At 44.6% G+C, this 24,450-nt stretch carries 28 protein-coding genes and 2 tRNA genes; 8 read left to right on the top strand and 22 right to left on the bottom strand.

Features of this window, described 5'->3' with window-relative positions; genetic code table 11:
• Position 1 precedes the first annotated feature (1 nt).
• The 4 genes from ACMXYU_RS00735 to ACMXYU_RS00750 form a co-directional block, all read right to left on the bottom strand.
• Complete coding sequence (locus ACMXYU_RS00735; RefSeq protein ID WP_415899746.1) at positions 2-1,924, bottom strand: copper resistance system multicopper oxidase; 1,923 nt, start codon at positions 1,922-1,924, stop codon at positions 2-4.
• A 10-nt stretch (positions 1,925-1,934) separates the two neighbouring features.
• Positions 1,935-2,441 (bottom strand): plastocyanin/azurin family copper-binding protein, encoded by a 507-nt coding sequence (locus ACMXYU_RS00740; RefSeq protein ID WP_415899748.1) that lies wholly within the window; start codon positions 2,439-2,441, stop codon positions 1,935-1,937.
• A gap of 96 nt (positions 2,442-2,537) precedes the next feature.
• A complete protein-coding gene (locus ACMXYU_RS00745) occupies positions 2,538-2,882 on the bottom strand; it encodes a hypothetical protein (RefSeq protein ID WP_415899750.1) in 345 nt (114 codons plus the stop codon).
• A 28-nt stretch (positions 2,883-2,910) separates the two neighbouring features.
• Positions 2,911-3,222: a hypothetical protein gene (locus tag ACMXYU_RS00750; protein ID WP_415899752.1), complete on the bottom strand. Its 312-nt coding sequence runs from the start codon at positions 3,220-3,222 to the stop codon at positions 2,911-2,913.
• A gap of 140 nt (positions 3,223-3,362) precedes the next feature.
• Here ACMXYU_RS00750 and ACMXYU_RS00755 point away from each other — a divergent pair, with 140 nt between their 5' ends.
• The 5 genes from ACMXYU_RS00755 (at position 3,363) to ACMXYU_RS00775 (ending at position 5,339) form a co-directional block, all read left to right on the top strand.
• Positions 3,363-3,695, top strand: a complete 333-nt coding sequence (locus tag ACMXYU_RS00755; RefSeq protein WP_299179326.1) for a hypothetical protein — start codon at positions 3,363-3,365, stop codon at positions 3,693-3,695.
• A gap of 90 nt (positions 3,696-3,785) precedes the next feature.
• On the top strand, positions 3,786-4,196 hold the full coding sequence (gene cueR, locus ACMXYU_RS00760; RefSeq protein ID WP_415899754.1) for a Cu(I)-responsive transcriptional regulator: 411 nt from the start codon (positions 3,786-3,788) through the stop codon (positions 4,194-4,196).
• Entirely contained in the window at positions 4,196-4,687 is a 492-nt protein-coding gene (locus tag ACMXYU_RS00765) for a DUF411 domain-containing protein (protein ID WP_415899756.1), read from the top strand. Before cueR ends, ACMXYU_RS00765 begins: the two co-directional genes overlap by 1 nt.
• 14 nt (positions 4,688-4,701) lie before the next feature.
• Positions 4,702-4,920, top strand: a complete 219-nt coding sequence (locus ACMXYU_RS00770) for an SHOCT domain-containing protein (RefSeq protein WP_415899757.1) — start codon at positions 4,702-4,704, stop codon at positions 4,918-4,920.
• The gene (locus ACMXYU_RS00775) at positions 4,917-5,339 is read left to right on the top strand and encodes a c-type cytochrome (protein ID WP_415899758.1); all 423 of its coding nucleotides are present in this window, start codon (positions 4,917-4,919) and stop codon (positions 5,337-5,339) included. The genes ACMXYU_RS00770 and ACMXYU_RS00775 overlap by 4 nt, the downstream gene beginning before the upstream one ends.
• A 131-nt stretch (positions 5,340-5,470) precedes the next feature.
• Here the strand turns inward: ACMXYU_RS00775 and ACMXYU_RS00780 are convergent, their stop codons facing one another.
• From ACMXYU_RS00780 to ACMXYU_RS00865, 18 genes are all read right to left on the bottom strand, one after another.
• Complete coding sequence (locus ACMXYU_RS00780; RefSeq protein ID WP_415899759.1) at positions 5,471-7,294, bottom strand: DUF927 domain-containing protein; 1,824 nt, start codon at positions 7,292-7,294, stop codon at positions 5,471-5,473.
• Position 7,295: 1 nt separating this feature from the next.
• Positions 7,296-7,481 carry a helix-turn-helix transcriptional regulator gene (locus ACMXYU_RS00785; protein WP_415899760.1) on the bottom strand — a complete coding sequence of 62 codons (186 nt, stop codon included), beginning with the start codon at positions 7,479-7,481 and terminating at the stop codon, positions 7,296-7,298.
• A complete protein-coding gene (locus ACMXYU_RS00790; protein WP_415899762.1) occupies positions 7,478-7,963 on the bottom strand; it encodes a hypothetical protein in 486 nt (161 codons plus the stop codon). Before ACMXYU_RS00790 ends, ACMXYU_RS00785 begins: the two co-directional genes overlap by 4 nt.
• A 258-nt stretch (positions 7,964-8,221) precedes the next feature.
• On the bottom strand, positions 8,222-9,340 hold the full coding sequence (locus tag ACMXYU_RS00795) for a tyrosine-type recombinase/integrase (protein ID WP_415899763.1): 1,119 nt from the start codon (positions 9,338-9,340) through the stop codon (positions 8,222-8,224).
• A 105-nt stretch (positions 9,341-9,445) separates the two neighbouring features.
• Entirely contained in the window at positions 9,446-10,522 is a 1,077-nt protein-coding gene (locus ACMXYU_RS00800) for a hypothetical protein (RefSeq protein WP_415899765.1), read from the bottom strand.
• 72 nt (positions 10,523-10,594) lie between these two features.
• Entirely contained in the window at positions 10,595-11,569 is a 975-nt protein-coding gene (locus ACMXYU_RS00805; protein ID WP_415899766.1) for a hypothetical protein, read from the bottom strand.
• Positions 11,570-12,022: 453 nt separating this feature from the next.
• Complete coding sequence (locus tag ACMXYU_RS00810; protein WP_415899768.1) at positions 12,023-13,246, bottom strand: tyrosine-type recombinase/integrase; 1,224 nt, start codon at positions 13,244-13,246, stop codon at positions 12,023-12,025.
• A gap of 231 nt (positions 13,247-13,477) precedes the next feature.
• The gene (locus tag ACMXYU_RS00815; RefSeq protein ID WP_415899770.1) at positions 13,478-13,909 is read right to left on the bottom strand and encodes a DUF2787 family protein; all 432 of its coding nucleotides are present in this window, start codon (positions 13,907-13,909) and stop codon (positions 13,478-13,480) included.
• Positions 13,910-13,970: 61 nt separating this feature from the next.
• On the bottom strand, positions 13,971-14,537 hold the full coding sequence (locus ACMXYU_RS00820; RefSeq protein WP_415899771.1) for a hypothetical protein: 567 nt from the start codon (positions 14,535-14,537) through the stop codon (positions 13,971-13,973).
• Positions 14,534-14,875 carry a hypothetical protein gene (locus ACMXYU_RS00825; RefSeq protein WP_415899773.1) on the bottom strand — a complete coding sequence of 114 codons (342 nt, stop codon included), beginning with the start codon at positions 14,873-14,875 and terminating at the stop codon, positions 14,534-14,536. The genes ACMXYU_RS00820 and ACMXYU_RS00825 overlap by 4 nt, the downstream gene beginning before the upstream one ends.
• A 12-nt stretch (positions 14,876-14,887) precedes the next feature.
• A complete protein-coding gene (locus tag ACMXYU_RS00830) occupies positions 14,888-15,076 on the bottom strand; it encodes a hypothetical protein (RefSeq protein WP_415899775.1) in 189 nt (62 codons plus the stop codon).
• Positions 15,077-15,182: 106 nt separating this feature from the next.
• A complete protein-coding gene (locus ACMXYU_RS00835; RefSeq protein ID WP_415899776.1) occupies positions 15,183-16,730 on the bottom strand; it encodes an anti-phage dCTP deaminase in 1,548 nt (515 codons plus the stop codon).
• A gap of 641 nt (positions 16,731-17,371) precedes the next feature.
• A tRNA-Phe gene (locus tag ACMXYU_RS00840) sits at positions 17,372-17,447 on the bottom strand.
• Positions 17,448-17,511: 64 nt separating this feature from the next.
• A tRNA-Phe gene (locus ACMXYU_RS00845) sits at positions 17,512-17,587 on the bottom strand.
• 63 nt (positions 17,588-17,650) lie between these two features.
• A complete protein-coding gene (locus tag ACMXYU_RS00850) occupies positions 17,651-17,923 on the bottom strand; it encodes an oxidative damage protection protein (RefSeq protein ID WP_415893071.1) in 273 nt (90 codons plus the stop codon).
• Positions 17,924-17,940: 17 nt separating this feature from the next.
• The gene (gene mutY, locus ACMXYU_RS00855) at positions 17,941-18,990 is read right to left on the bottom strand and encodes an A/G-specific adenine glycosylase (RefSeq protein ID WP_415899777.1); all 1,050 of its coding nucleotides are present in this window, start codon (positions 18,988-18,990) and stop codon (positions 17,941-17,943) included.
• 6 nt (positions 18,991-18,996) lie between these two features.
• Positions 18,997-21,162: an AsmA family protein gene (locus ACMXYU_RS00860; protein WP_415899778.1), complete on the bottom strand. Its 2,166-nt coding sequence runs from the start codon at positions 21,160-21,162 to the stop codon at positions 18,997-18,999.
• 90 nt (positions 21,163-21,252) lie between these two features.
• The gene (locus ACMXYU_RS00865) at positions 21,253-22,158 is read right to left on the bottom strand and encodes a diguanylate cyclase (protein WP_415899779.1); all 906 of its coding nucleotides are present in this window, start codon (positions 22,156-22,158) and stop codon (positions 21,253-21,255) included.
• A gap of 147 nt (positions 22,159-22,305) precedes the next feature.
• Between ACMXYU_RS00865 and hisB the strand changes: the two genes are divergently transcribed.
• The 3 genes from hisB to hisF are packed head-to-tail and all read left to right on the top strand — an operon-like array spanning position 22,306 to position 24,389.
• Positions 22,306-22,899 (top strand): imidazoleglycerol-phosphate dehydratase HisB, encoded by a 594-nt coding sequence (gene hisB / locus ACMXYU_RS00870; protein WP_415886536.1) that lies wholly within the window; start codon positions 22,306-22,308, stop codon positions 22,897-22,899.
• A 3-nt stretch (positions 22,900-22,902) separates the two neighbouring features.
• Positions 22,903-23,583 (top strand): imidazole glycerol phosphate synthase subunit HisH, encoded by a 681-nt coding sequence (gene hisH / locus ACMXYU_RS00875; RefSeq protein ID WP_415883104.1) that lies wholly within the window; start codon positions 22,903-22,905, stop codon positions 23,581-23,583.
• A 32-nt stretch (positions 23,584-23,615) separates the two neighbouring features.
• Complete coding sequence (hisF, locus tag ACMXYU_RS00880) at positions 23,616-24,389, top strand: imidazole glycerol phosphate synthase subunit HisF (RefSeq protein ID WP_415883105.1); 774 nt, start codon at positions 23,616-23,618, stop codon at positions 24,387-24,389.
• Positions 24,390-24,450: the final 61 nt, after the last annotated feature.

The raw sequence follows: 24,450 nt of genomic DNA on the forward strand, positions 1-24,450 counted from the left end.
CTTAACTAACGTGTACTTCGCGGAACATGCCAAGCATGTGATAGATCAAGTGGCAGTGGTATGCCCATTTACCTTTAGCATCTGCAGTTACTCGGTAACTGATTTTAGCTCCTGGTTGTACTACTACAGTGTGTTTACGAGGGATGTACCGGTCATCACCTGTTTCGAGGTCACTCCACATGCCATGTAGGTGCATAGGATGGTTCATCATGGTGTCGTTAACAAAATTGATGCGTACTCGTTCTCCGTATTTCAGCTGAATTGGATCTGCATCACTATACTTAACTCCATTGATTGACCACATATAACGACTCATGTTGCCTGTAAGGTGCAGATCAATTTCACGAGTTGGGTCACGCGGATCAGGTGTTGGGTTGAGGTTTTTCAGGTCTGCGTAAGTCAAAACGCGTCGTCCGTTGTTTCTTAAACCTACCCCAGGGTCATCTAATCGGTATTGCGGATTATCGGCCCGCATATCCACATGAGGACCATACTCGGTGTCTGCATGCTTAATTCCCTGGCTACTATTGGAATGTATGGAGTGGTCCATGTTCCCAGAATTTGCCATGTTATGCTGCGAGTGATCCATTTGCCCCGAGCTATTCATGTTGTGCTGGGAGTGGTCCATTTTTCCGGAACTATGCATATTGTGCTGCGAATGATCCATTTTTCCAGAGTTATGCATATTGTGCTGCGAGTGATCCATTTGCCCTGAGCTATTCATGTTGTGTTGGGAGTGGTCCATCTGGGAAGAGTTACCCATGTTGTGCATGCTGTGGTCCATGCCCATACCCATATCGGTGTGGGTTAATAGTGGTACCGGGTCAAGAGCAGGAACTTCACCCGTTAAAGCGTAATCCGGGGTGAGCGTGCCTCTGGCATAGCCTGATCGATCAATGGCTTGTGCAAATACCGTGTAAGCCATGTCATGCTCAGGTTCTACAATCACATCATAGGTTTCCGCGACACCAATTCTGAATTCGTCAACAGAAACGGGTTGAACATATTGACCATCCGCTGCAACAACTGTCATCTTCAGACCGGGGATGCGAACGTCAAAGAATGTCATTGCTGCACTGTTAATGAAGCGCAGTAATACTTTTTCACCTTTTTTAAATAATCCCTTCCAACCCTCTGCAGGTGTAATACCGTTCATCAGAAAGCTATAGGTATAGCCGGTCACATCCGAGATATCTGTTTGGCTCATGCGCATGACATTCCACATCTCACGCTCCTGAAATGTCGCTTCAACACCTTTTTCCTTAATATCGCGCCAAGTATCATTGAGTGTTCGCTCGTTGAAGTTGTAATAGTGACTCATCTTCTTGAGCTTGGCATAGACGTCATTTGGATCTTCATCAGTCCAATCCGATAGCATAACGACATAATCACGATCATAGGTATACGGTGGTGGTTCTTTGGGTTCAATTACGATGGCTCCGTAAAGCCCCGTTTGTTCCTGAAACCCTGAATGGCTGTGATACCAGTAGGTGCCAGACTGTGTGACTTTAAACTGGTAGTTATAGGATTCGCCGGGTTTGATTCCAGCAAAGGATAGGCCGGGTACACCATCCATTTCCGGAGGGAGAATCAATCCATGCCAATGGATAGAACTGTCTTCAGCTAAAGTATTGGTAACACGTAGCGTTACAGTTTCACCCTCTTTGAAGCGCAGAACAGGGGCGGGTAAGGAGCCGTTAACAGTTGTAGCAAAACGAGGAGCACCTGTGAAATTAACCGCTTGCTTACCTATTGTGAGGTCAAAGTTATTGCCCCTCAGTTCAGGAGTGCCGGTTTGTGATGCAGCGGCAAATAAAGATTGGGATTTAAAGCCGAACCCCGCCAAAACTCCACCCATTGCTAAGCCGGTAACAAAGCGGCGTCTGCTGGAGTTTATATGTTTTGGTAGTGATTGTTTTTTCATAGGGTTCCCCTTATTGACTCTTACCGACGTTTATTTTTGTAAGCATTCCTGCATCGTAATGCCCGGGTAAGGTGCATGCGGCTAAGAAGTCACCAACGGAAGTAAATTTCCATATCAGAGTTTTTGTCTCGCCTGGTTTTAAAGATAGTGTGTTGTTGTCGGAATGCTTCATATCTGGCATATCCCTCATCTCTTGGCGATGCATCTCGATCTGTTCACGTGTGCCAAGAACAAATTCATGGGGAAGTTGCCCGGTATTTGTTACGACAAACTCAATGGTTTGCCCTGCCTTAAGCTCGATGCTACTCAGGCTGAAATTCATTTGGTCGCTGGCGTTAATCGATAGGGTTTTGGTGATTTCAGAGTATTTGCCAGGTTGCCCAATACTCGTGTGATGCTTATTCATCATCTCGTTGTGGTGTTGCATTCCATGGGCATTGTGCTCTTTTACCCCTGCGATAACTTCCGGGGTAATAAAAACTATTGATAGTAGTGTTGTGGTAATTAACTTTTTCATGTGAACCTCTACTTAAAAAGGAACTGGTCGGCCGCCTATAAAAATTGTGACAGTAGCGGAGGGTAAAACCCGACCAGTTCAGTACTCCATTTCAGCTTATGCTGAGTTAACTTGTTGATTTGGAGTGAAGGGAAAGCGAGGGGGTTTCTTTTCACGTAGATATAGATGGAACTGATAGAGGTCATCAATATCATCGTGGGGTGAAGCAGCGATAAATTCCGCTGAAACACTCTGTGGTAGAAAGATTGCTGAAATTGAAGGCGAACAGTGGCCAAAATCGAAATTGGGTAGATTGCTTTCAGATATCCTGAGGCACTCAGCAGCTGTGGCATGGTGAGAGGGTGCCGTATCTGGATGATTATTAGCGAAAGATAGACTATTCCAGGAAACTAGAGCAGCTATCAAAATATAATGCCAGTTTTTAGGAATGAGATATTTCATCTTTCTCGCCGTTACTTCCGTTTCAGTGTTATTTCGGTGGTTTGTTACAGCAATGGGGGTTGTGGTTGAAACTGTCCCTGATATTTACATCAGAATATTGGTACCAACTACGTTTCCATTTGCTCAGTAGGCCGGATCTCAATTCAAACTGGTTGTTAGTTATTACCTGTTCTATCACTTTCCACTGAATTTGTGCTGCATCGTATGAAACCTCTAACCAATCTTCAGCCATCAGCAACCCGAGTACTCCATCAAGGTTGGATAACTCTTCTGTCAGTTTCTCTCTGTCTCCTATACGAGAGAATTTAACGTTTCGAGTCTCTTCTGTAGCTTCGGACATAGTTGTATTTCCCTTACGATTTAATTCAGCTTAAGCCTTCCAGTTAGAGTAAGGTCAAGAAAAGCGTAAAAAAATAGAAAACTATTTTTAGACTCTATTGTCACAGTGGGTAGTGTGGAGCTATATTAAAAGGCATGAACATGAAACGGTTTTTCACCATCTTTGCACTTTTAATGACGTTGTTTGGAACAACTCAGATGAGTGTGGCTGCAGCTTTGCCAATGGAGCATATGTCTTCTGATATGCACTCTATGGTAGAGATGGGAGGTGATATGCATTCAGCCGTTGATTGTGCTGATCAGCCAGGGTGCGAGTTACAGAGTTCATGTGGAGGACATCTTTGTTCTGCCATTTCCAGTGTTACATCATTGGACATAGCTTATCCACCCTTTACCAAGCCTATTTATAAGGCGACTTTGATGTCGCTGTATCTCACCCAGAAAGATAGACCCCCTCAAGTCCTGATGAGCTAATCATCAGGAGCGTAATGCTTCCTGCTTATCCAAAGTAATACCCATCAGCTCTAGGCGTGGGTGCATTTAACTTATGCAGGGAATATCAGAATGAATATCTCACAAGCAGCAAAGTTTACTGGCCTGACCAGTAAGACAATCCGTTTTTACGAAGAAAAGGGGATCATCCCTAAGGCTCGCCGGTCCGATAACGGTTATCGCTTTTACACAGAGGACCAGTTAGAAACACTGGGATTTATAAAGCGGGCCAGAGGGCTTGGATTCTCGCTTGATGAGTGCAAGCAGCTTCTTGATCTTCAGCATGACCCTGACCGTTCTTCTGCCGCTGTAAAAGAGAAAGTGCAGCAGAATTTGGATCGTGTTAAGAGCCAGATTAAACATCTAGAAGATATCAAGTCAGCTTTAATGAAAATGTCAAAATCATGTCCAGGTAATGCGGACCATGATTGCCCGATTTTAGAAGAGTTATGTCATGAAGGACGTGGAGAGGTTTTACAGTAATGGTTGATGCAATTGTGAAAATAAAAAGAGTTGTTGCTCTATGTTTAGTGACAGTCGCTTTACCGGCATATTCAGGGGATCCGTATTGGTTGGAAGGGCGAATCAATACTCAACACGAAATTGATGTATATCGCAGTGAAAGTTGTGGTTGTTGTAAAACCTGGATAACTCACTTGAAGGAACATAACTTTGTAGTTAGAGACCATGTGGCTGCTGATGTGACTCCTTTGAAAGAGCAGTTGGGAGTACCCAAACAGGGGTATTCATGCCATACAGCTAAAATCAACGGTAAGGTGATTGAAGGGCATGTGCCTGCACAGGCTATTAAAAAAGCATTATCAAATGAAGATATAAAGCTTCTAACGGTCCCTGGGATGGTTTCAGGTAGCCCAGGCATGGATATGCCGGGAGCACCAAAACATGCTTTCAAAGTTTACTCCGTCGATTCTAAGGGCGAGGTAGGAGTGTTCTCAGAATACGCTAACTATTAAGTGGGAGGCTAATCATGTGGCATGCAGATGGAATGTTTTCATCAGGATGGCATGGGTTCGGGATGATAATTTGGTTATTAATTATCGCTGTAGTTATTGTGTTAATCGTAAAAGCCTTGTCCGGAAGGGGTGAGGCTTCATCAACAGCCATTGATATTCTTGATGAGCGTTATGCCAAAGGTGAAATTTCTGAAGAAGAGTATTTGAAGATGAAGGCAGAATTAGATAGATGATTATAAGAACAGGAATTGTTCTGGCTCTGGTAATCGGGCTTTCAGGCTGTTTTGAATCTGAGCCTAAGGTTGAAGGCCGCTGGTATACCCAATCTCAAGTAGATCTTGGTGCGACTGTATTTCAGAATAATTGTGCAACCTGTCATGGTGCAGGAGCACAGGGAACTAAAGAATGGAGAAAGCCTCTGCCTAATGGGAAATACCCACCACCTCCCCTGAATGGTTCTGCTCATGCATGGCACCACCCGCTGAAAGGTCTGAAAACTACTGTGCAAGAAGGTGGAGCTAAATTTGGTGGAACAATGCCTGGGTTTGGTGATGTACTCAGCGACAAAGAGCAGGACGCTGCTATTGCCTTTTTCCAGAGTAAATGGACCCCAAAGATTTATCAGATGTGGTTGGATAGGGGAGGGCTATAGTAATAGGTTTTGCCAGTTGGATTGTGTACAGTGATGAGAGTGACAACAGAGTGGAACCGGACTTCCTACTATGAATATGAATGCATATAATTAATAGAGAGCCTGCCGAGGCTCTCTATTATGTTTACGGTTTAGATCGCTTGTAGGTGTTCTGGGTTATTTTCATCGAACATCACTTCAAGCTCCTCATCACTCGGCTGATCAAGGGAGTCAGTAATGATCTCTTCTATATCATCACCGATATCACTGCCCAGAAAGCCAAGCTTAAGGGCGTATACCCTGAGTGCTGAAAGGCCTGGAATCTCCTTCTTCACTTTCAAACGGCTCTGTTCGTTCGTGTGCAGAGCTTTCTTCTCATTGAGCGCCTTGGCAATCTGAGTGACTGATACGTGGCTACTGATGGCCCGGATGTGTTCATCTGTCATGTAAATGTATTGCTCATCACGGTAGGCTATGGGCCTCAGATTGTTATCCTCATTTTGTTCAACATGGATGATACGATGGGCATTGGTAATTAGCTCAGTACGCAGTTCCATTACTGCACGTTCAACATCAGATGGTGCTTCAAAGGCCTCCTGCCAAGCTTCAATTGCGATGTTCACTGCTTCCGTTACTTCATCTGGTGTATATGGAAAAATACCCGCTTCTACGGCCAGAAGTCCTGTCATTAGGATTAGTGCAAAGCGAGGCAGTACCCGTTGCACAGCTGGATTATCTGAAAAACGCTCAATTAATTCTTCTTTGGCATCTTCGTGCCAGCCCATCATTTCGGATTGAAACTCATTCCATGATTCAAACTCATTTAACAGACGGCGTACAAATTCAGGTCCTGCTAGGCCAAAGTTATCCCCCAGCTGAGTGCGGAATATATCGGCTTGTTCAGCCGTCAGACTTTTTTCTGCTCGTGATGCAAAGCCTTCTATAGGTAGATCTAACAAGCGAATCTGAGCACCTGTGAAGATGTCTCCACCTGTTTTACGTGTAATATCTGCCGTAGATAGTTCTCCGGTACTGATCAATATTACTCGCCACTTCCATTGCTCAGCCTGTTGTAGATTGCCCTTCATGCGGTTTTTACCCACACCATCCAGAATAAGGTAAGCCACTGCTTCAAAGTTACCTTTAAATTGGCGTATCTCATCAAGCGGAAGTGTTAAACCCGTACGTGCAGCACAGAGTAGTTCTAAGGCATTAACAGTAGAGCCCCATTTACTCACAAATGTTTTTCCATAAGCAGCACTGCTACCCCAGAGGCTAGCAGCTGCGCGGAGTGCCATTGTCTTACCCGAAGATGATGCTCCGTACAGATGTATCCCAAAAGGCTCCACGTCGAGTACGTTATAGAAGGTATTACTTAACCCTGTGCACAGCGTAAAGATATTCAGTGGCGTATTCATCTTAGCCATCAAGTTATTCCAAGGAGCAAGGTTACCCTGACTAAAAATGACATCACCATGTTTAGATAGGTCTGCATTAAGTCGCGGTGTTGGCCCTTCATGCCAAGGAGGTGTGATTAGGTTGTTAGGTAGTGCATAACAACCGGTTTCCTTATCAAAACCATAGCTACTCAGCACTGGAATAGGTGTTTCATCCATCTGAGTCATCAGTAGATTGATAACTTGGTCTCGACTTGCTTTTCCTGTGCAGAAACATAGGCCCTTATTGGCAAGGTCCGCAAAAACAGCATTCACATCTGAGTAGAGCGAAGCGTATGAAATAGTGGCTTCACGTTGTTCACCCAGCCCATCAATGAAATTGAGCGATAACGACCACATACCACCGTTAGCCACGTCCACGAGCCTACCTTCAACCCAAAACAGCTGATGAGAGAGCTGAAGGGTAGAACCACAGTTCAACCCCCCGTTATCACGAACATAGTGGATACCTTCCTGATCGGCGATATAGCCCTGAGGCAGTTTGTTCTGTACTGCCTCAATTCGATTAACTGCAGCCATCTTACACACCTTCCTTCATGTTATTGATGATCCATTGCTCAACGGTCTCTGGGTCGTAGCGAACAGCACGGCCTACACGTACTGCTTTAGGAAGTTTCTCTGGCGTATAAGCACGCAATTTCTGGATACTAGAAAGACTTACCCCTAGGCGATCTGCTAGCCACTTACTGTCCATCAAACGTTTCATGCTGCTACCTCTGCTTGATCTAAGGTGTAGAAGGTCATAGCACGTGCCCAGCAATCTTCCTTGTCCCAGTTTGCGTAGAAGGTGCGAGCGCCATACAGGGCGATTAGCACCTGCAGTACAGTTTCTTTCTGTTCTGGGTATGTAGCTTCCAGATCAGCTAAGGCATCGTAGAAAGTTATTGGTAGTAGGAACTCTGGTTCAGCTTCCAGAGAGTTATATTCTTTCCAATACTCACGATCGGAGTTGATATGAAATCCGATCTCTAATGACCAGCTACCGAAAACATCACCAGCACCGAAACACACATCTAAGACCTGGTTCGTTAAGGTGTTGTCCTGTACTGCATATACCCCACTATCTGTCAGGGCAATAAATTGATCTTTCATGTAGATCAATTCACGACATGTTGCTTGGCTCTCTGAGTCCAAAGCTCTAAGGTCGCTGTAATCTTCCGCCATTGGTACATTGCTCCCATAAATCATGATGTTTTCTCCAATCGTTCTGGCATGAATTTGCTGGCCTTATTAAGGTTAAAATTCAGCGCTTCAACACCGCGTTGATTCGCTCTGAGACCAGTAGGCCAGCGATGGAAATTAAGCTCGAGACAATCGATGGGACAGTGGCCTGATATTCCTCAGATGCCCTTGTTTGCTAGATTTTTACGTGTATGAAGGGGATGTTTAGGGAAACTATAGATAGCTGAAAGCCCCGTTAGAGGCTTTCGGATTTATGGATAATTATCAGACTAAATTGGCGAGTGATTGCAGTTCATCATCTGCAATATGAGCGTATCGTTTTGTCGAGTTAAGAGAGCGGTGACCAGCTAATTGACCCACGTGGTACAGAGTCACCTTACCTTTACCTTTCCGTAGAACTCGGGTGCAAAAATCATGGCGTAAGTCATGTGTTCGGAAATCAGAATCACCCATCCCTATTGTTTTAAGAATACGTTTCAGCGTGGTTCTAGGGTGACCTATAGCACTCTTTCTATTCTTCTGGCGGAACACGTAACCTGAGCCAGAGTATTTCTGTTCCTGCCACCTTAGAATTTCTATAACTTCATCCGAGAGAAAGATCTGGCGAGCATGACCCGATTTTGATTTGAGTATCCTGATAACTTTCTGATCCCAGTCGATACGATCAAATATAAGGCCCTGTAGCTCTGACAGGCGTGCCCCTGTCTTTTTTAGAGAGAGAAGCAGATGAGAGGCATCTTCATTGATGTCCTGAGCTGCAGCCTGGTCAAAGGCTTTGCTCTGTAGATCAGTGAAGAAAGAGACACGTTCATTGTTCTCAATCTGCTTCTTGATACCCTTTGCAGGATTGTTGCAGATTAGCTTCATGTTGATGGCCAATCTAAACACGCTACTGAGTAATGAGAGATGTTTATTGATCGTGGCCGGTTTCAACTCTAAGTCTGCCAGATAGTCTTCAATCTGTTCCTGTGAAAACTCATCTATTCTCAGTTCACCAAGCTCATTTTCGAGATAGGTATTAAACTTGGAAAGGTCACTCTTCCAACTGGATTTGTTTTCCTTTGCTTTAGGCAGGTAGCTCTCCATGAAGAACTGAGCAAAGGTCGGCATGTTAATCGGTTTATCGGGATCATAGGTGCCATTAACAATGGTAACGTATAGTGCCTGTGCCGTGGCCAGAGCATCCTGATAACTCAGTAGATCAAAGGGAGCAATTTTGATCTGGTAGTCTTTCTTTTTGTGCCAGCATTTCAGGTACCACGTTTTACTTTCAGTACCGACGAAAAGGTAGAGTGCTCTGAAGTCAGGGCTACGGTATTCGATGCGAACCTTTTCACAAGTTAGTTCAGTTTGAGCGCGTTTAGTTTTAGGTAATGTTGGCATGAGAAACCTCCTAATGTTGAAGAAGGTTCCTCATGTTATGCACATTGAATTTGATTACAAAAGGTCTGGTGGGACAGTGGCTATGTATTCCTGGGATACCAGTATTTAAGCTGTTTCAGGTACTAGATGTTCTCTTAATTCATCTGGTATTGATTTGGTTAGATAACCCGGTTCCAACATATCTCTTAGACGCCTTTGGATGTTGTCTCTTCCAATATTAATAAAGTATTCGAGCTCGCTCAGATCTAAGGCAAGGTGTGTTGGAGGCTTTGGGCTATCCTTGGTTTGAGTGTATACCCAAGCTTTAATTGCTAGAGCTCGATAAAAGTTTTTTTCATTTTTTATAGATGTTCCATTTTCAGGGATAAGTTGCCTGATAACAAAGTCATCAATGGTGTCAGGTAAATGCTGCCGATCACCTTTTGTTGATGGTTTGAATTCTTTATCCTTTATAAAAGCGCGCGCATCTCTGGCCAATTTAATCAACCAGTATGCCTGCATCACTTTATGAATATCTTGCGCAGTTACTTGTTGAGAGTTGCCCTTTCTGACCTGTTCAAGAAGGTGGTAAATGTAAGACGCTGCTAGATGGTATGACCGTATTTCTGTTGTCGCCTTCTCATGAGAAAACTTGGCTAAGGTGCGATACTTCTCTAGTTGATTGGCCATGTAATACCATTCAGCTGCAAAAATTGAGCTTTCGGCCAGGAATACATCGACGTTGAATTTTTCGAAATCAGCACTGTTCTTATTGAGCTGAGAAATGAAAAGTTTGTAGCCTTCGAGGTATTCTTTCTCATCGAATTCCCGAATCTGAGGGTAATCATCAGGCGATCGAGATAGTGCGATATTTTCAATCAGCTTTTCACCAAAAAGCTTCCTGCCTTCTTCGGTCGCAATAACGCCTGAGTAGCAGTCGACAATAGCGGATAGGTTCTGTTTCGGTTTGCCAATTATCTTTTTAAAGTCAGCCCAAAGGTGTTCAAAGTATTCTAGAAAAATTTTTCTGTCATGAAGGTAATGGAAAGCATTCCAATTGGAGCCTTCGATATCAATCAAAGGAATTAGGCTCATCAGATTTTCGAAACTGGAGAGATCTTGATCACCTGTTATGTTTTTGATCAAACGGATATCAGGGTCATTATCTGTGATCTGTACGCCTGTTTTCTTCTTTTCTACCATGATTATTATGCTCTTTTATTATTAGGGCTTGGTCTGGCTCCATTACTTCAGAGGCCAGACCAAATAATTTCATTAAGAAAGATGGGGTGGCTCACCACCTAATAAAGGGTACGCAAGCTTAATTGCAGCTTCAGAGCCCTTTTCCAGATTCTCAGATTGCCATATGTCACAAAGCAAAGATCCAATACATCCAGCTACCATTTTTGTGAATAACTCACCTTGATCAGGTGAAATGCGTTTTAGCTGTTCTATGGCCAATTTAGCCGCAAGTGGAAACGTACAGGGTAGTGTATTGAGAGTCTTAAACTCAATTTCTGTGATACTCCCGTCATGTTGAGGAATACTTGCTTGGATGCAAATGAATTCGTCTTCTCCATACATGGGAATATTTTTTTCGATGGATGCTCGGCATGAAATATTGGAGATTAAGCTTTTCTTAATTCCATCATCATTTAGGCTGAAAGTTCCGTTCTCTGTGGAGCAGAGAGTCATGTCCTTGATCTGGTATGGCTTCTGAATCGCTTTAGCGGATTCCGTAGCATACGTGATGTTATATGGTTTGCGCTTTTTAGCTGTTTTTATATTCAGCTCATGAGCTTTTTCATCTAGCTCATGCATATAGACGTATTCCTTGTTACACAGCATACCTGCTACGTACAGTCCTTCTAGAAAGACTTCAATTTGTTCTGAGTAGGATGGGTAACGACTCACTAAGTAAGTCTTTGCTTGATAGAAGCACTCAAGCATGTTGGATGGGTAGCCTTCATCGTCAATATCCGCAGTATCCACTTCTGAAGTGTAACGAATAGAACATCTCAGAGCAGGTGTAGAGGGGTGCTCTGTTATCTCGAAAAATCGCTGTCCTTCATATTTGCCGAAAATAACGTTTAGAGGTAAACGAATGGGTAGAACAGAGCCCTCAAGATCAAACAAAAAGCCTTCCTGGTCTTGATCATAAAGGGGGCTGAAATTATTCGTATAGATTATTTCTGCGGGACCGAAAGAGTTAGGCTGAGTATAGAAGTACTGGGCTGGATATATGATCATAAATCTTCTCCAATTGCGTCGATTTGCATAAGTTTTAAGGGGAATTCCCTTTGGCAAACCCATTACAGCTCAGCATAGGAAGAGGCACCATCTAAGCCATGGGACAGTGGTCTACTATTCCTTTATCTCTTCATATTCCTTGAAAATTGCTCTGGTATTTCTGCTTTTAGTATTTGTTTTTAAAGGTTCAGATTGGAAATGAGGTCAGACCCCGGTTACCCCGGTCGAGTGATCGGAGAGGGGGGATAATTCATATCAAACAGGCGGGCAAAAAATATATCTCTTTAGAAAATCTGAAGGGGAAAACGGGGTAGAGTAATAACGGATTTCAAAATTTCTAGTCGTTATCAGTAACATCTTGGCTGGTCTTGTATTTGCTCTCGCTGCAGTGAGCTTCCGCGATCGCTCATCCCATCCAATCTGTCATTGCTAACTCAAAAAAAAGAACCTCCCTCATGAGAAGGTTCTGTTTGGTAATACTCGTTCTCCCTTCAATGAATTCTCGACACTATCAGCAACTAGGTGCCCTGTGTGGGAGATTCTTTGTGGGCTTAGATGAGTGTAACGGGCAGCCATTGCTGGGGATGAGTGGTTAAGTGCCATCATTATTTCAGCTGTATTCCCTCCAATGTTAGCAATAATTGAGGCGTGCTGATGGCGAAGTTGATGGATGCAATATTCACCTTCAATCCCTGCCTTTTCCAAGATCCTTTTGAATGCTTTATTGGGGGCTGCAATAGGCCCCCAATGTCGTTCGAAGTTAGGAAAGCCTCCCGGAAACACGAAAGGGTGTCCCGGTATGCGCGTTAAGTTGCTAAGCAGTTCTACTGCCAGCCGGTTGAGGTAGGAGAGGTAATTACCTGCCTTGGATGTTGGCACTGTCCAAGTGGGTCGATCTAGTTCCAGATTGATATGTTCCCATCTGGCGTTAGCCGCTTCTGATCGCCTTGCTCCGGTCAGTAAAAGGAATTTGAAGTACTGACCTGCATAGTAGTTTTCATCCCTGTCACAGGCGTTGAACAAGGCTCTTAGCTGATCATCGGAAAGTAGGCGGGTACGACGATTATCTTCACGAAACAGTTTGATTTTGTTGTCCTTAGCAGGACTTCGCTCAATCAGTCCCCAGCGTTCAGCTGTATTGAATATATGACGGAGTAAGGCCATCACTCGGTTGTTGGTAGCATCTGATAGCTTCTTGGTTAGGTCGTTCTGAAGGGAGAGGAGTTGCTGAGTGGTTATCTCATCAATGAGAAATTTACCCAGTGGATTATGGATATGATGTTTGTATCGGCTTAGGTCATTACGCCCACTGCGTTTCTTGGCAGCGATCAGCTTTGCATACTGTTCGTAGAAGAACTCGTTTAGAGTCAGAGCTTGTTGTCGCTTCTGTTTCTCCTGCTTCGGATCAAGACCTTGTGCGACAAGGCCTTTCTGCTGGTTAGCGAGTTCCCTTGCTTCAGCGATGCCTAACGGGCCGAATTGTCCCAGAGCTACTGCACGTTTGCGGCCCCGATAGGTGTAACGCAGAAGGAACTTCTTAGAACCGTTTTTTCCGACTAGCAGCTTGAGTCCAGGTATTTCTGAATCGCTGTATTCTTTCTCTGTTGATTTGGAATCCGCATCGTGGGGAGGGAGCTTTTCTATTGCGCGGTTGGTAAGTTTGAGGCGGTTACTCATAGATACCTCCAAGGTGTCACAAGGATTAGTAATCCCCGGTTACCCCACTCGAAAATCAGGAGACAGGCACAGTTATCCCTCAGCTATGTTGCTGATACGGAATTGATTCATTGGATTGCTGACTAACTGCTGATCTTTCCGGTCTATCTCTGGTTCATCAGGTAAGAAAACCGAAAAGATATCTCTATTGATTTTGAGGTGGGGTTAATGGGGTTAGTGGATTTGATGGAGTCAGTCTTCTAATGTCACAGTGACATTGAAAACACCCATCCGGTAGTAGGTCAGAAAGTTCTCTTCCCAGGTGGCGTAGATCTCATCAGCTTCAGTGATCGGAACATAGGGAAACCCTAACGAACCGAATTCACCACCGCTGAAATCAAAGTCCAATGCCTTAGCTAACTCAGTACAGAAGCCCTGACCTACGTAACAGAAGTCAGTGATGTAACTGATGCGGCCTTCGCTGTCTTTGATCTCTACGCGGATTTCAACCGGGTGATAGCCTCCTCGCTCCGCCGTGTAATCAGGATCACGGAAGTTAAGTGTGACTGCTCCGGGTAGATTGATGATATTGAGTTTTTCGAGTTCAGGGGTAATCAGGTTTATCAGTAGCTGTCTCAGGCTGTCAGAGACAGGCACAGGGTAGTCTCCAGAAAACTGGATCATAGGTCTTTCCTCTCTGTGTAAACGGGGTAGAAGGGGAGTGGAGAAGGGGTAGATTTTAAATTTAATCAAAGACCCCTTTGCTTTTAGTTGGCTTAGCTTCGGGTTTTGTTGAGGAGCTTGTGGATGCTGTCTTATCAACTGCAACAGCTTTGGGCTTAGTCAGGTCTTCGGCCTTACCAATAGGCTTAAGCTTCTCGATACTTTTCAGCCACTCGGAGAAAGGCTTATCCAGCATGTGTAGAAATGCACTGTCAGGAGCCGGCTTGAGTAGCTTCTCTGCTCTACATACAGCCGCACAAAATCCTGAATTGTTGCTTGAGCCTCCGGTGAAGAGAGGTTTAAAGATCCCGCTCTTTAACGGTTTGTCTTTGTCCTGTTCGATAAGGACCTTCTGCATCGCTTCAACATTAATCCATTCCTTGCTGAAATAGCCGCCTGTGTCGTTACTGAGGATACGGATAAAGAGCTTCTTGCTATCTGGGTGCTGAGCAATCTGATAGGTCAACTCACCTCGATTCTTGGGGGAGAGTTTAGTGGCTTTCGCTTCCTTGAGTAGGGTGTATTCAATAGGTGCTGTAACCCCTTCAGTGGAGGTTACAGCGTTATCGTTTTTAGTTGTGTCAGTCATTGTGAGTTGTCCTTGTTGATCAGATGGGAAGGGCAGATCAGATAGCATCCGCTGCCTTCATCGTTGTAGATGGAGAGGCTCAGTTGATAGCCTTGTGGTAGGTCGATTGACCATTCGGGATACTCCAGAGCAAAGGCAAGACCTGAGTCCGATTGAGCTAAGGCATCAAGGTCATCATCGTTTTCCAGGAGGAGTAAGTTAGTACCTACATCTCTCCAGAAGTCTGTTGCATCAGTAATTGAACCAAAGGGTTCTATGATCTCGTTCCGCACTAACGTCAGGATCTCACCATCGAGTGGTAGCTGATTCAGCTCCTCTGGTGAGTTCAGGGTCATCATAAGCATCACCCCTTAATCATCAGAAACAGGGCCAAGAATCAGGCCTAAGAAGCCTCCTGCAATAGCGCAGGTTGTAGTGCCTACTCCGGGAACTAAGCTGCCTACTCGGGCTCCGGCTAATGCGCCTGTTACAGCACCCGATAGACTTGGGGTGACAGAGTACGAACCTGAGCCGCACTCTGTCTGGGTATGTTTAAACATTGGGAATCTCCGTGAATTGAGAGGGTGGACGAACGTCCTTCACGGTTTTTATATATGTTTGAGTATTACTTTAATTCATCAGTACTGAGGACTAGAGTTCCTTGAATTAGAACTCTAGGTTTTTGATTATTTTATCTTCATATGCATGGTAATTATCCAAGTACTGAGGATCCACATGTTGTGTCTCCTCAATGTAGGAGTCTATTGCCTTACCGTCACGACCTTTTCTAGGGCGAATCATTGTGAAAAATGCCATATATCTTTGAGGACTAACCCCTTCGTATGGCTCAAAGACTACTTTGTTTTTTTCATCAGAATCTGTAATGGAATCATTATGAAGTTTGAGGGCTAAACTCTTTTCATATGGTTCGATATAGACAACCTTTTGGATACCTGCAGCAACAATATGTCTAGCGCAATTATGGCAAGGGTAGGTTGTGCAGTACAGAATTTTCCCTTTCGTTGATGAGTTGTCTTTCCTTGCTAACGTTGTAATTGCATCCATTTCAGCGTGAATCGCTCGAGAATACTCTATTAATGCTCCAGCTTTTGTATCAGCAAGGATCGCTTTAGAAATATTCGATGCATCTTTAACTTTCTGTTGTTCTAAAACTTGCTGAATTTCTTTCCGTAGGCTTTCTTTGTAGAAATCGTTATAGCACTTCTTGCCTTTGTGTACACAACGGTAATCAGCAGTCCCTGATTCGAAAGAATATAAGCCGCCTCCAAATTCAGGAACATCGTTTCTGCCAGTAGAAAAAATTATTCCATCCTCATCTGCAATAGCAGCGCCCACTTGTCGAGATAAACAAGCCGATTGGAGGGATGCGGAGTAAGCTGCATACATCCCACGTTCTTCCCTTCTTGGAGATAGTCCTTGGACTCCATGCACTAGCTTTAAAAATCGGCGTATCTCAGCATTGAGGTTTTCAGCATGGCTATGCATGTTTCGTATAAAATAGTCAGCAAGATGTACGGTTTTTTCTACTTGTTGTCCGTACTTTTCATTTTGCTTACGATCATTTCTGATTATTTCATCTATGTCAGACGTTGAGTATCCATCTTCCTCGAGGTTTAACCTTCTTTCCTTTTCTGTACGAATCAGACTTATTAAATAGAAGTTTTTAGGGTAAACCGTTTTGAAAAGTTTAACTTCATCGGGATGCTTTAACTGGTCTACTAGATAGGCAACTTTGGTAAGAGTTTTATTCTCTTCAGTATCGCTTTCTGAGTGTTCATCTGGGTTCTGGAGTATTTTGGTATTTCGACGAGATGAAATCTCCTTAATGGCCAGTTCGGCAAGAACTTCATTTCGATGTTGTTCGCGAAAACTGTTTCCTTTGTTCTGTAAATCCTTTATTCGTTGCGAGCCCTCGAGAGGAGCTATTGATTCTACAGTAGCAGAGTCTGTTATGAACTGCTTATAGTTCGCACTGATTAGCTCACTAAGTCGAACATCTATGACGATATACTTATTATTCTCCAGCTCTTTTCTCAGTTGATCTTTGAGTGGTTTTATTCCGCTACCAATAGCACCACATAGACCAATGACAAGTTCATTGGATATTCGTTTTTGTATGTCGCTGATTGAGCTGGTTTTATCTGATTGATTACTGTTTTGAGTTGCATCTTGCGAAGTAGCTGGGTCTGCCATGCGAAATCCTTATCATTTTTTACAGTAAGCTATCCTACCAAGAGCGTCGATTTGCTCTCTCAATAGATTTTTTGACTGCTCTTTCCTTCGCTGTAACAAATTCTACTGTATTACTGCGACGGGAAGTGGAAGTTGAGGAGCTTTTAGAAGTTGCAGCCTTGGACTTTTTATATTGTTGTATGTCGATGACCATAATGCTTCCTTAGCACTTTAGAATGGGCGCGAATTGTATAGATGAACGCTTAATATTAATAGTATGTATCGGCGGCGATTCTAACAATATTAATTTGATAGATAATTGGTATACATCATAAGGATGTATGATGTGGTTTTTGATGCTGGAATATGTGAAGTATTGTCTAAGGTATGTTGGTGATATGGGTAGGTTGCCCTAGAAAGAGCCAGAGACCTGACCGGAGGGTACAGGACATAACTTTTCTAGAGACTCGAAAGTACATTTCCGGTCCTAGTCCAAACTGTAATTTGATGAAGTGATTTCAAAAAGTGTATCAGCAAAATCTCATTGCTGAATTGCAAACTGATAGACAGAAATTCCTGTCGTTATACGCTAATCCGACCAGATAGGGACCAGAGGTAAGAACTTCAAGGAGAGTCAAAATCGCGGGAAGCGAGTAAGGAAGTGGTGCCCAGAGGCGGAATCGAACCACCGACACGGGGATTTTCAATCCCCTGCTCTACCGACTGAGCTATCTGGGCAATCAGGTGCAGCGATAACTTGCTGACTAAAAAGCCCCGCTAGGTTAACGAGGCTTGAAATAAGTGGTGCCCAGAGGCGGAATCGAACCACCGACACGGGGATTTTCAATCCCCTGCTCTACCGACTGAGCTATCTGGGCAACTCAAGTGGCGCGTATTAAACCGTCTTCACGGAAAACTGTCAACCACTTGTTACAAAAAAACTATTTTGAAGGTGGAACGTAGCCTTCAGCCTTCTCGTAGTCTTCTCCATCCATGAATTTTTGCATCTCTGTTTGCAGGAATTCACGGGTGGATGGGTCCATCATGCTCAGGTGTTTTTCGTTGATGATCATGGTTTGATGATCAGTCCACTCTTTCCAAGCCTTTTTGGATATTGTTTCGTAAATTTCCTGGCCTTTAGCGCCTGGATAAGGAGGACGATCCAATCCTTCAAGTTCCTCTTTATATTTACGGCATAGGACGGTGCGACTCATGTTTTGCTCCAATCAATTTACGCGTTGGTTAGTTGTTGCAAGAGTTTCTTAACCGGTGCTGCTAAACCAACATTTTCTGGTTGCTCTATGTTATACCAGAGCAGAGGCTTCCCTTCCATGACACAGTCTGTAGGGGTATTCACTCTCGCCTTCACTGGGGTGATGTCTAGATGGAAATGACTAAAGGTGTGACGCAGAGGTTCCATGAGCTGAATGCTTTCTTCATCTAGCTCCAAACCTGTTTCGTTGAAGGTGTCACGCAGGTCTGCAACTTGGGGTAGGCTCCACAATCCACCCCATAAACCACTCGGTGGACGTTGATAGAGTAAAACCTCAGATTGATTATCCTGCTGCAAAATCAGCATGTAGGTCTGTTTTACCGGAATCGTCTTTTTCGGCTTAGGTACTGGAAGTTGATCAGTTTTGCCTAATTCGAATGCTTGGCAGCCTTGTTGCAGTGGACAGAGTAAACAAGAAGGCTTACTGCGAGTGCAGAGGGTAGCACCCAGATCCATCATCGCTTGCGTGTAATCACCCGTGCGTTCTTGCGGTGTATTCTGTTCGGCATATTGCCACAGCAGCTTTTGATTAGCTGTTGTGCCTGGCCAACCCTCTAGCGCATAAAAACGTGCTAATACTCGTTTAACATTGCCATCTAGAATCGGAGCCCACTTACCGGTGCTGATCGATAAGACGGCACCTGCAGTGGAGCGACCAATGCCGGGTAGCTCTTCCAACCCTTCAACTGTTTCAGGAAACTGACCTTGATGTTCCCTGCTAACTATCTGCGCAGTTTTATGCAGGTTACGGGCTCGGGCGTAATAACCCAAACCTGTCCATAGATGGAGCACTTCATCCTGCTCTGCGGCTGCTAGCGCTTCTACTGTTGGGAAACGTCCGATAAAGCGTTGATAGTAAGGAATAACGGTGGTGACCTGAGTCTGCTGCAGCATAATCTCAGAGATCCAAGTGTTATATGCGGTCTTTTTCTCTTGCCAAGGTAGGTCGTGACGACCGTGCTGGTCAAACCATTCCAGCACGGCGTTAGCGAATAGATCAGGTGTCATTAGGGGTTAAAATAAACCTTTTAGTTTGTCGCCTAGCTTATCTTTGATTTTCTCTTCAGCTTTGGCTTTTAGTTTTTCTTTTTTCTCTTCAACTTTCTTCTTAACGTCTTGTTTTAGTGCGTCAGTGATAAAGCTGAAATCAGGCTTACATAGCTTAGTTGGTTCTGTGTTAAAACTGCCTTTACAATCGATTGGCACTTCTACACCTTCCAGTTTATTGGGGAAAGAGCAGGTTTCTTTAAACAGATTCTTCTCAACCATAAAGCCAAGACGGTAGTCCAAAAGCTGTTTTGGTAGGTTCACGGTGCCTTTACCACTTAGGGTCATTGCATCCAGTGCCGCTTTTAGATCTTGGTTGTTTACTACGCCGTTTTTAATACGGGTAGAAGCGCCCATACTGGTAAATGGTGTTGAACGGTCCACTTGCTCAGCTTCACCGCCCAGTGCGCTAACATTGTTTAGACCTTGGCAAACGGATTGTGCCATGTCTAAACCTTTTAGCTCGCCATCTTTCATGTTTACTTTCGCAGTACCTGTAACGCTGTTTACAAAATCGTGAACAGAGTTACCGCGAAGCGTTAGATTAGATGTAGAGTTAAGTTTGCCGGTTAGCTGATCGGCGTTGGCCATATCTTTTAGCAGATCACCCACTTGAATACCTGTGATGGTTTTCTTTGAGGTGATAACCGGTGTGTTCTTACGCACATCAACAGTGACGTTATTACGCACGCTGCCTTTGTATAGATCAGCATCAAGTTTAGTTGCCTTGATTAAGCCACCATGAGCGCTTACTTGTAGTGCAACATTGCTGATATCCATATTGGAAACATGCAGTGATTTCAGGCCTAGCGTAGTATCTAGCTCTAAGCCACGCAGTGTTTCAACTGGCAGAATTGGATCTTTCGAGTAAGGGCCGCTCTGGCCCTTTTTAGCAGTGCTTGCAGTTGCAGTGTTGGAAGAACTCTCTGCTTTTTTACTTTGCGTTGCAGGTGGCATGTAGCGATCTGCATTGATCTTGTCGCCTTGCAGGTTCAGCGTGATGTTGCTGTTCGCTAGGTTAAATGCTGCAGAACCGTTGAAGGTCGTATCATCCAGCATAACGGTTAGCGCTTTTGCGGTGATTGTATTGGCAGGACCTTCTAGTTCTGTAGATAAGCTGATCGCTTTTAGAACGTTCGGATCGTTAGTTTTAACTTCAGCCTGACCCACAGCACTCAGCAGTTTATTTAGATCGAAGGCAGCCACATTCAGCTTGCCACTGATCGCTGGTGCTGCGAAGTTATTAACGGCCAGCGCACCCTCTGCATTTAGATTGGCAATCGATAGTTTTAGGTTGTTAAGGCTTAGCTGTTGTTTTGGTAGGTCTGCTTCAATATCGGCAGCAGTCTTCAGCGCCAGTGATTTACCGCCTAGTGGTTTACCACTCAGGTTTAGCTCGCTAGTTAAGCCTTTAAGCTTGTACTGTTGCTGTTTCAGATCCAGATAAAACTCAGCAGCTAGTTTCGCTGCGGCTTTGATCTGCTCTTCGCCCTTAACGGTTTGTGACGCATTAAAGCTTAACTCTGCAGGGAAGAAAGCGTTAGTCACCACTTGACCTGAGGACATGTTGAACTCAGTTAGCTTAGCGATCATATCAACGGCTTTATCTTGATAGATGATGTTACCGTTGCTGATTTGGATGCTGTCGATGTTGATCGCGATAGGCGCAGATGAGCTTGTTGCCGCCTCTTCTTTTGGGGCTCCATCTGTTGTTGTCGCATCTTTTTTAGTATCGGCAGGTGCCGCTGCTACCGCCCAGTTGTTGCTGCCATCTTTTTCTTGGACAAGGTTTAGCTCTAAACCATCTATAACGACGCTTTGCATCTCAACATTGCCAGATAACAGCGCCGGTAGACGTACAGAAATCTGAGCTTGGTTTAGTTTGGCTAAGTCCTGTTTGCCAGGGAATTTGGCATCAATCTTATTTACCTCAAGTCCTAACCAAGGGAAAACTGACCAGCCGATATCACCGTTAATTTTTAGTTCGATACCAGCATTATCAAGTGCTGCTTGCTCTATTTCGGGTTTGTATTCGTTGGGATCAAAGAATGCACCCAGAATGGCACCGCCAGCGACGATCACCACAACAATCAGTGCGGCTAGACCAGCGAGTAATTTCAGCAGACCTTTCATTGTTCTCTCCTTGGCAAGGGTTCTGAAGGGATGAGGATAAACGGAAATAATGAAGTTTCAATGGTGGAGGCTGAAGGAGGGATGAATAATTTAGCCACAGACTTGGTTTTTCCCGCTGGCTTTAGCACGATAGAGGGCTAAATCTGCCTGTTTGAGCATCAGTTCTCTATCGGTAAACTCTTTATCCAACTCTCCTACACCAATACTTGCGGTGAGGTGTATTGCCTCGCTAGTGGTTATCTGTACTTCCAAGCTGCGTAGGGCCTCTAGATAACGCTCACCAATTTTTAAGGCGGAAGGTGTGTCTGTTTCGGGTAGGATGATCATGAACTCTTCACCCCCATAACGGCAAACAAAATCGTGAGCTCTGGAATATCGATCTAGACACTGTGCTGCCTGTTTAAGGGCGATATCACCGGTGTCATGACCGTATGTGTCATTAATGTCTTTGAAATCGTCGATATCTAAAAGAATGACTGAGATAGGGCGTTCTTTTCGAATTGCTTCTTTGCACAGCAGTTTGAGCTGTTTTCGACCTTCACGGCGGTTATAGATACCGGTGAGATCGTCATAAGTCGCTAAACGCTTAAATTTTTTCTCTAGGGTTTTCTGATCTGTTATATCTATGATGGCGCCGATAAGCCCTGCAACGGAACCGTCGCTGTCATGAAAGGTGGCTTTATGGAACTTCACATAGTTGAGCTCATGGCCTTCTCGATGCACAGGGGTTTCGTAGATCTGAATACCGGGATTGTTCAGCAACTCCATATCGGCTGCCGCAAAAATAGAGGCGGGAGTTTTATCAAAGACGTCAAAAACGTTCCTACCAATTAGATCTTCTCTGGAAACTTGAACGTAATCAGCATAGGCCTTGTTACAGCCGAGATACTTACCTTCGTGATCTTTGTAGTAGATCGGGAAAGGCAGGGCGTCGATCACTAACAGCAATGCACGATGATTGCCGCGCAGGAGTTGATGTAGATCGGGATCATTCATCAGCTGATTCCGTCCTTAATAAAAGGCGATACCTACAAGATAGCCCAAGGTCTCTGTATTTGCGTGTAATTAACCGCTTTGAAAAGTGCATGGATGGGGGGATGGTTGTATAATCGCGGCTCAGATCAAATATAGTGGGAGATCACCATGGCGGACCGTACAGCCAAGGTAAGTCGAGATACATTGGAGACACAGATCACTGTGTCGGTAAATATTGATGGAACTGGCCAATTTAAGGCCGATACAGGTGTGCCGTTCTTAGAGCACATGATGGAGCAGATCTCCCGCCACGGTCTTATTGATCTAGATATTCATGCTAATGGCGATACACATATCGATGACCACCACACGGTTGAAGATATCGGCATCACGCTAGGGCAAGCATTTAAAGAAGCGGTAGGTGATCGTAAAGGGATCATGCGCTACGGCCACGCTTACTGCCCGCTGGATGAAGCTTTGTCCCGTGTTGTTATCGATTTCTCTGGTCGCCCAGGACTAGATTTTAAGTGTGACTTTACCCGCGGCAATATCGGCCGTTTTGATACGCAGCTGTTTTGGGAATTTTTCCAAGGCTTCGTAAATCACGCGGGCGTTACTTTGCATATCGATAACATCAAGGGCTTCAATGCCCACCACCAAGCGGAAACCATCTTTAAAGCGTTTGGTCGTGCTCTGCGTTACTCACTAGAGATTGATGCGCGTGCTGCGGATGTTATGCCTTCTACAAAAGGGTGTTTGTAAGTTATGTCGAGTGTAGCGGTAATCGATTATGGCATGGGCAACTTGCACTCTGTTGCCAAAGCACTGGAATTTGTACAGCCGGGTGTTGAAGTACGTGTGACTTCTGATCCTGCGCTAGTTGCCAGTGCTGACCGCGTTATCTTGCCGGGCGTTGGTGCAATGCGTGATTGCATGGCAGAGATGCTACGTGCCGGTGTGGATAAAGAGGTCACAGATGCAATCAATTCGGGTAAACCATTCCTAGGTATCTGCGTTGGTATGCAAGCTCTGCTTGAGCGTTCTGAAGAGAACGAAGGCGTAGATTGCTTGTCTCATTTTAAGGGTAGTGTGAATTACTTTGGCGATGACCTAGCAGAAGAGGGCGAGCGCCTGAAAGTTCCACATATGGGTTGGAACGAAGTTGCTCAGATGGATGATCACCCTCTATGGAATGAGATCGAAGACGGTAGTCGTTTCTACTTTGTTCACAGCTACTTTGTAACAGCTGAAGAACGTGATCTGGTTTCTGGTGTTTGTCGTTACGGTCAGCAGTTTGATGTCGCGCTTGCTCGTGACAATGTTTTCGCTGTGCAGTTCCACCCTGAGAAAAGCTCTAAGGCGGGTCTGCAGTTGCTTAAGAATTTCCTTAACTGGGATGGTAAGCCAGCACCTGCACCGATGACTGAAAATACGATTAAACCTTAATCCATTAGATCAAATTTTAGAGGTAGCTACTCATGGCTTTGGCAAAACGAATTATTCCTTGCCTCGATGTAGAAAACGGTCGCGTGGTGAAAGGCGTTAAATTTGTCGATATTCGCGACGCTGGTGATCCTGTTGAAGTAGCAAAACGCTACGACGAGCAGGGCGCAGACGAAATTACATTTCTAGATATTACAGCAACCCATGAAGGCCGTGACACTATGGTGCATACGGTTGAGCGTATGGCTTCGCAGGTATTTATCCCGCTGACGGTTGGTGGTGGTATTCGTACTTGCGAGGATATCCGTACCATGTTGAATGCGGGTGCAGATAAAGTATCCATCAACTCTGCTGCGGTATTTAACCCTGAGTTTGTTAAAGAAGCGGCAGAGCGCTTTGGTTCACAATGTATCGTTGTAGCCATTGATGCGAAGAAAGTATCCCAAGAGGGTGAAGAGAATCGTTGGGAGATCTTTACTCACGGTGGCCGTAAACCGACCGGTATCGATGCGGTTGAATGGGCGCAGAAGATGGTCGAGTTAGGTGCAGGTGAAATCCTTCTGACATCTATGGACCAAGATGGCGTTAAAAACGGTTACGACCTAGAGGTCACGCGTGCCATTAGTGATGCGGTCAACGTACCTGTTATCGCTTCCGGTGGTGTAGGTAATCTAGATCACTTAGTGGAAGGCTGTATCGAAGGGAAGGCAGATGCTGTGCTTGCGGCTTCTATCTTCCACTTTAATGAGTACACAGTTCCGCAAGCGAAGGAATATATGCGAGACAAGGGTATTGAAGTCCGTCTATAACGGAAGTGATAGCCTGATAATGAAGCCTCGCAAATGCGGGGCTTTTTATTGCGCGTAATTT

The organism is Neptuniibacter sp. QD48_11 (genome assembly GCF_047778095.1).
In the GTDB taxonomy this organism is placed as follows: domain Bacteria; phylum Pseudomonadota; class Gammaproteobacteria; order Pseudomonadales; family Balneatricaceae; genus Neptuniibacter.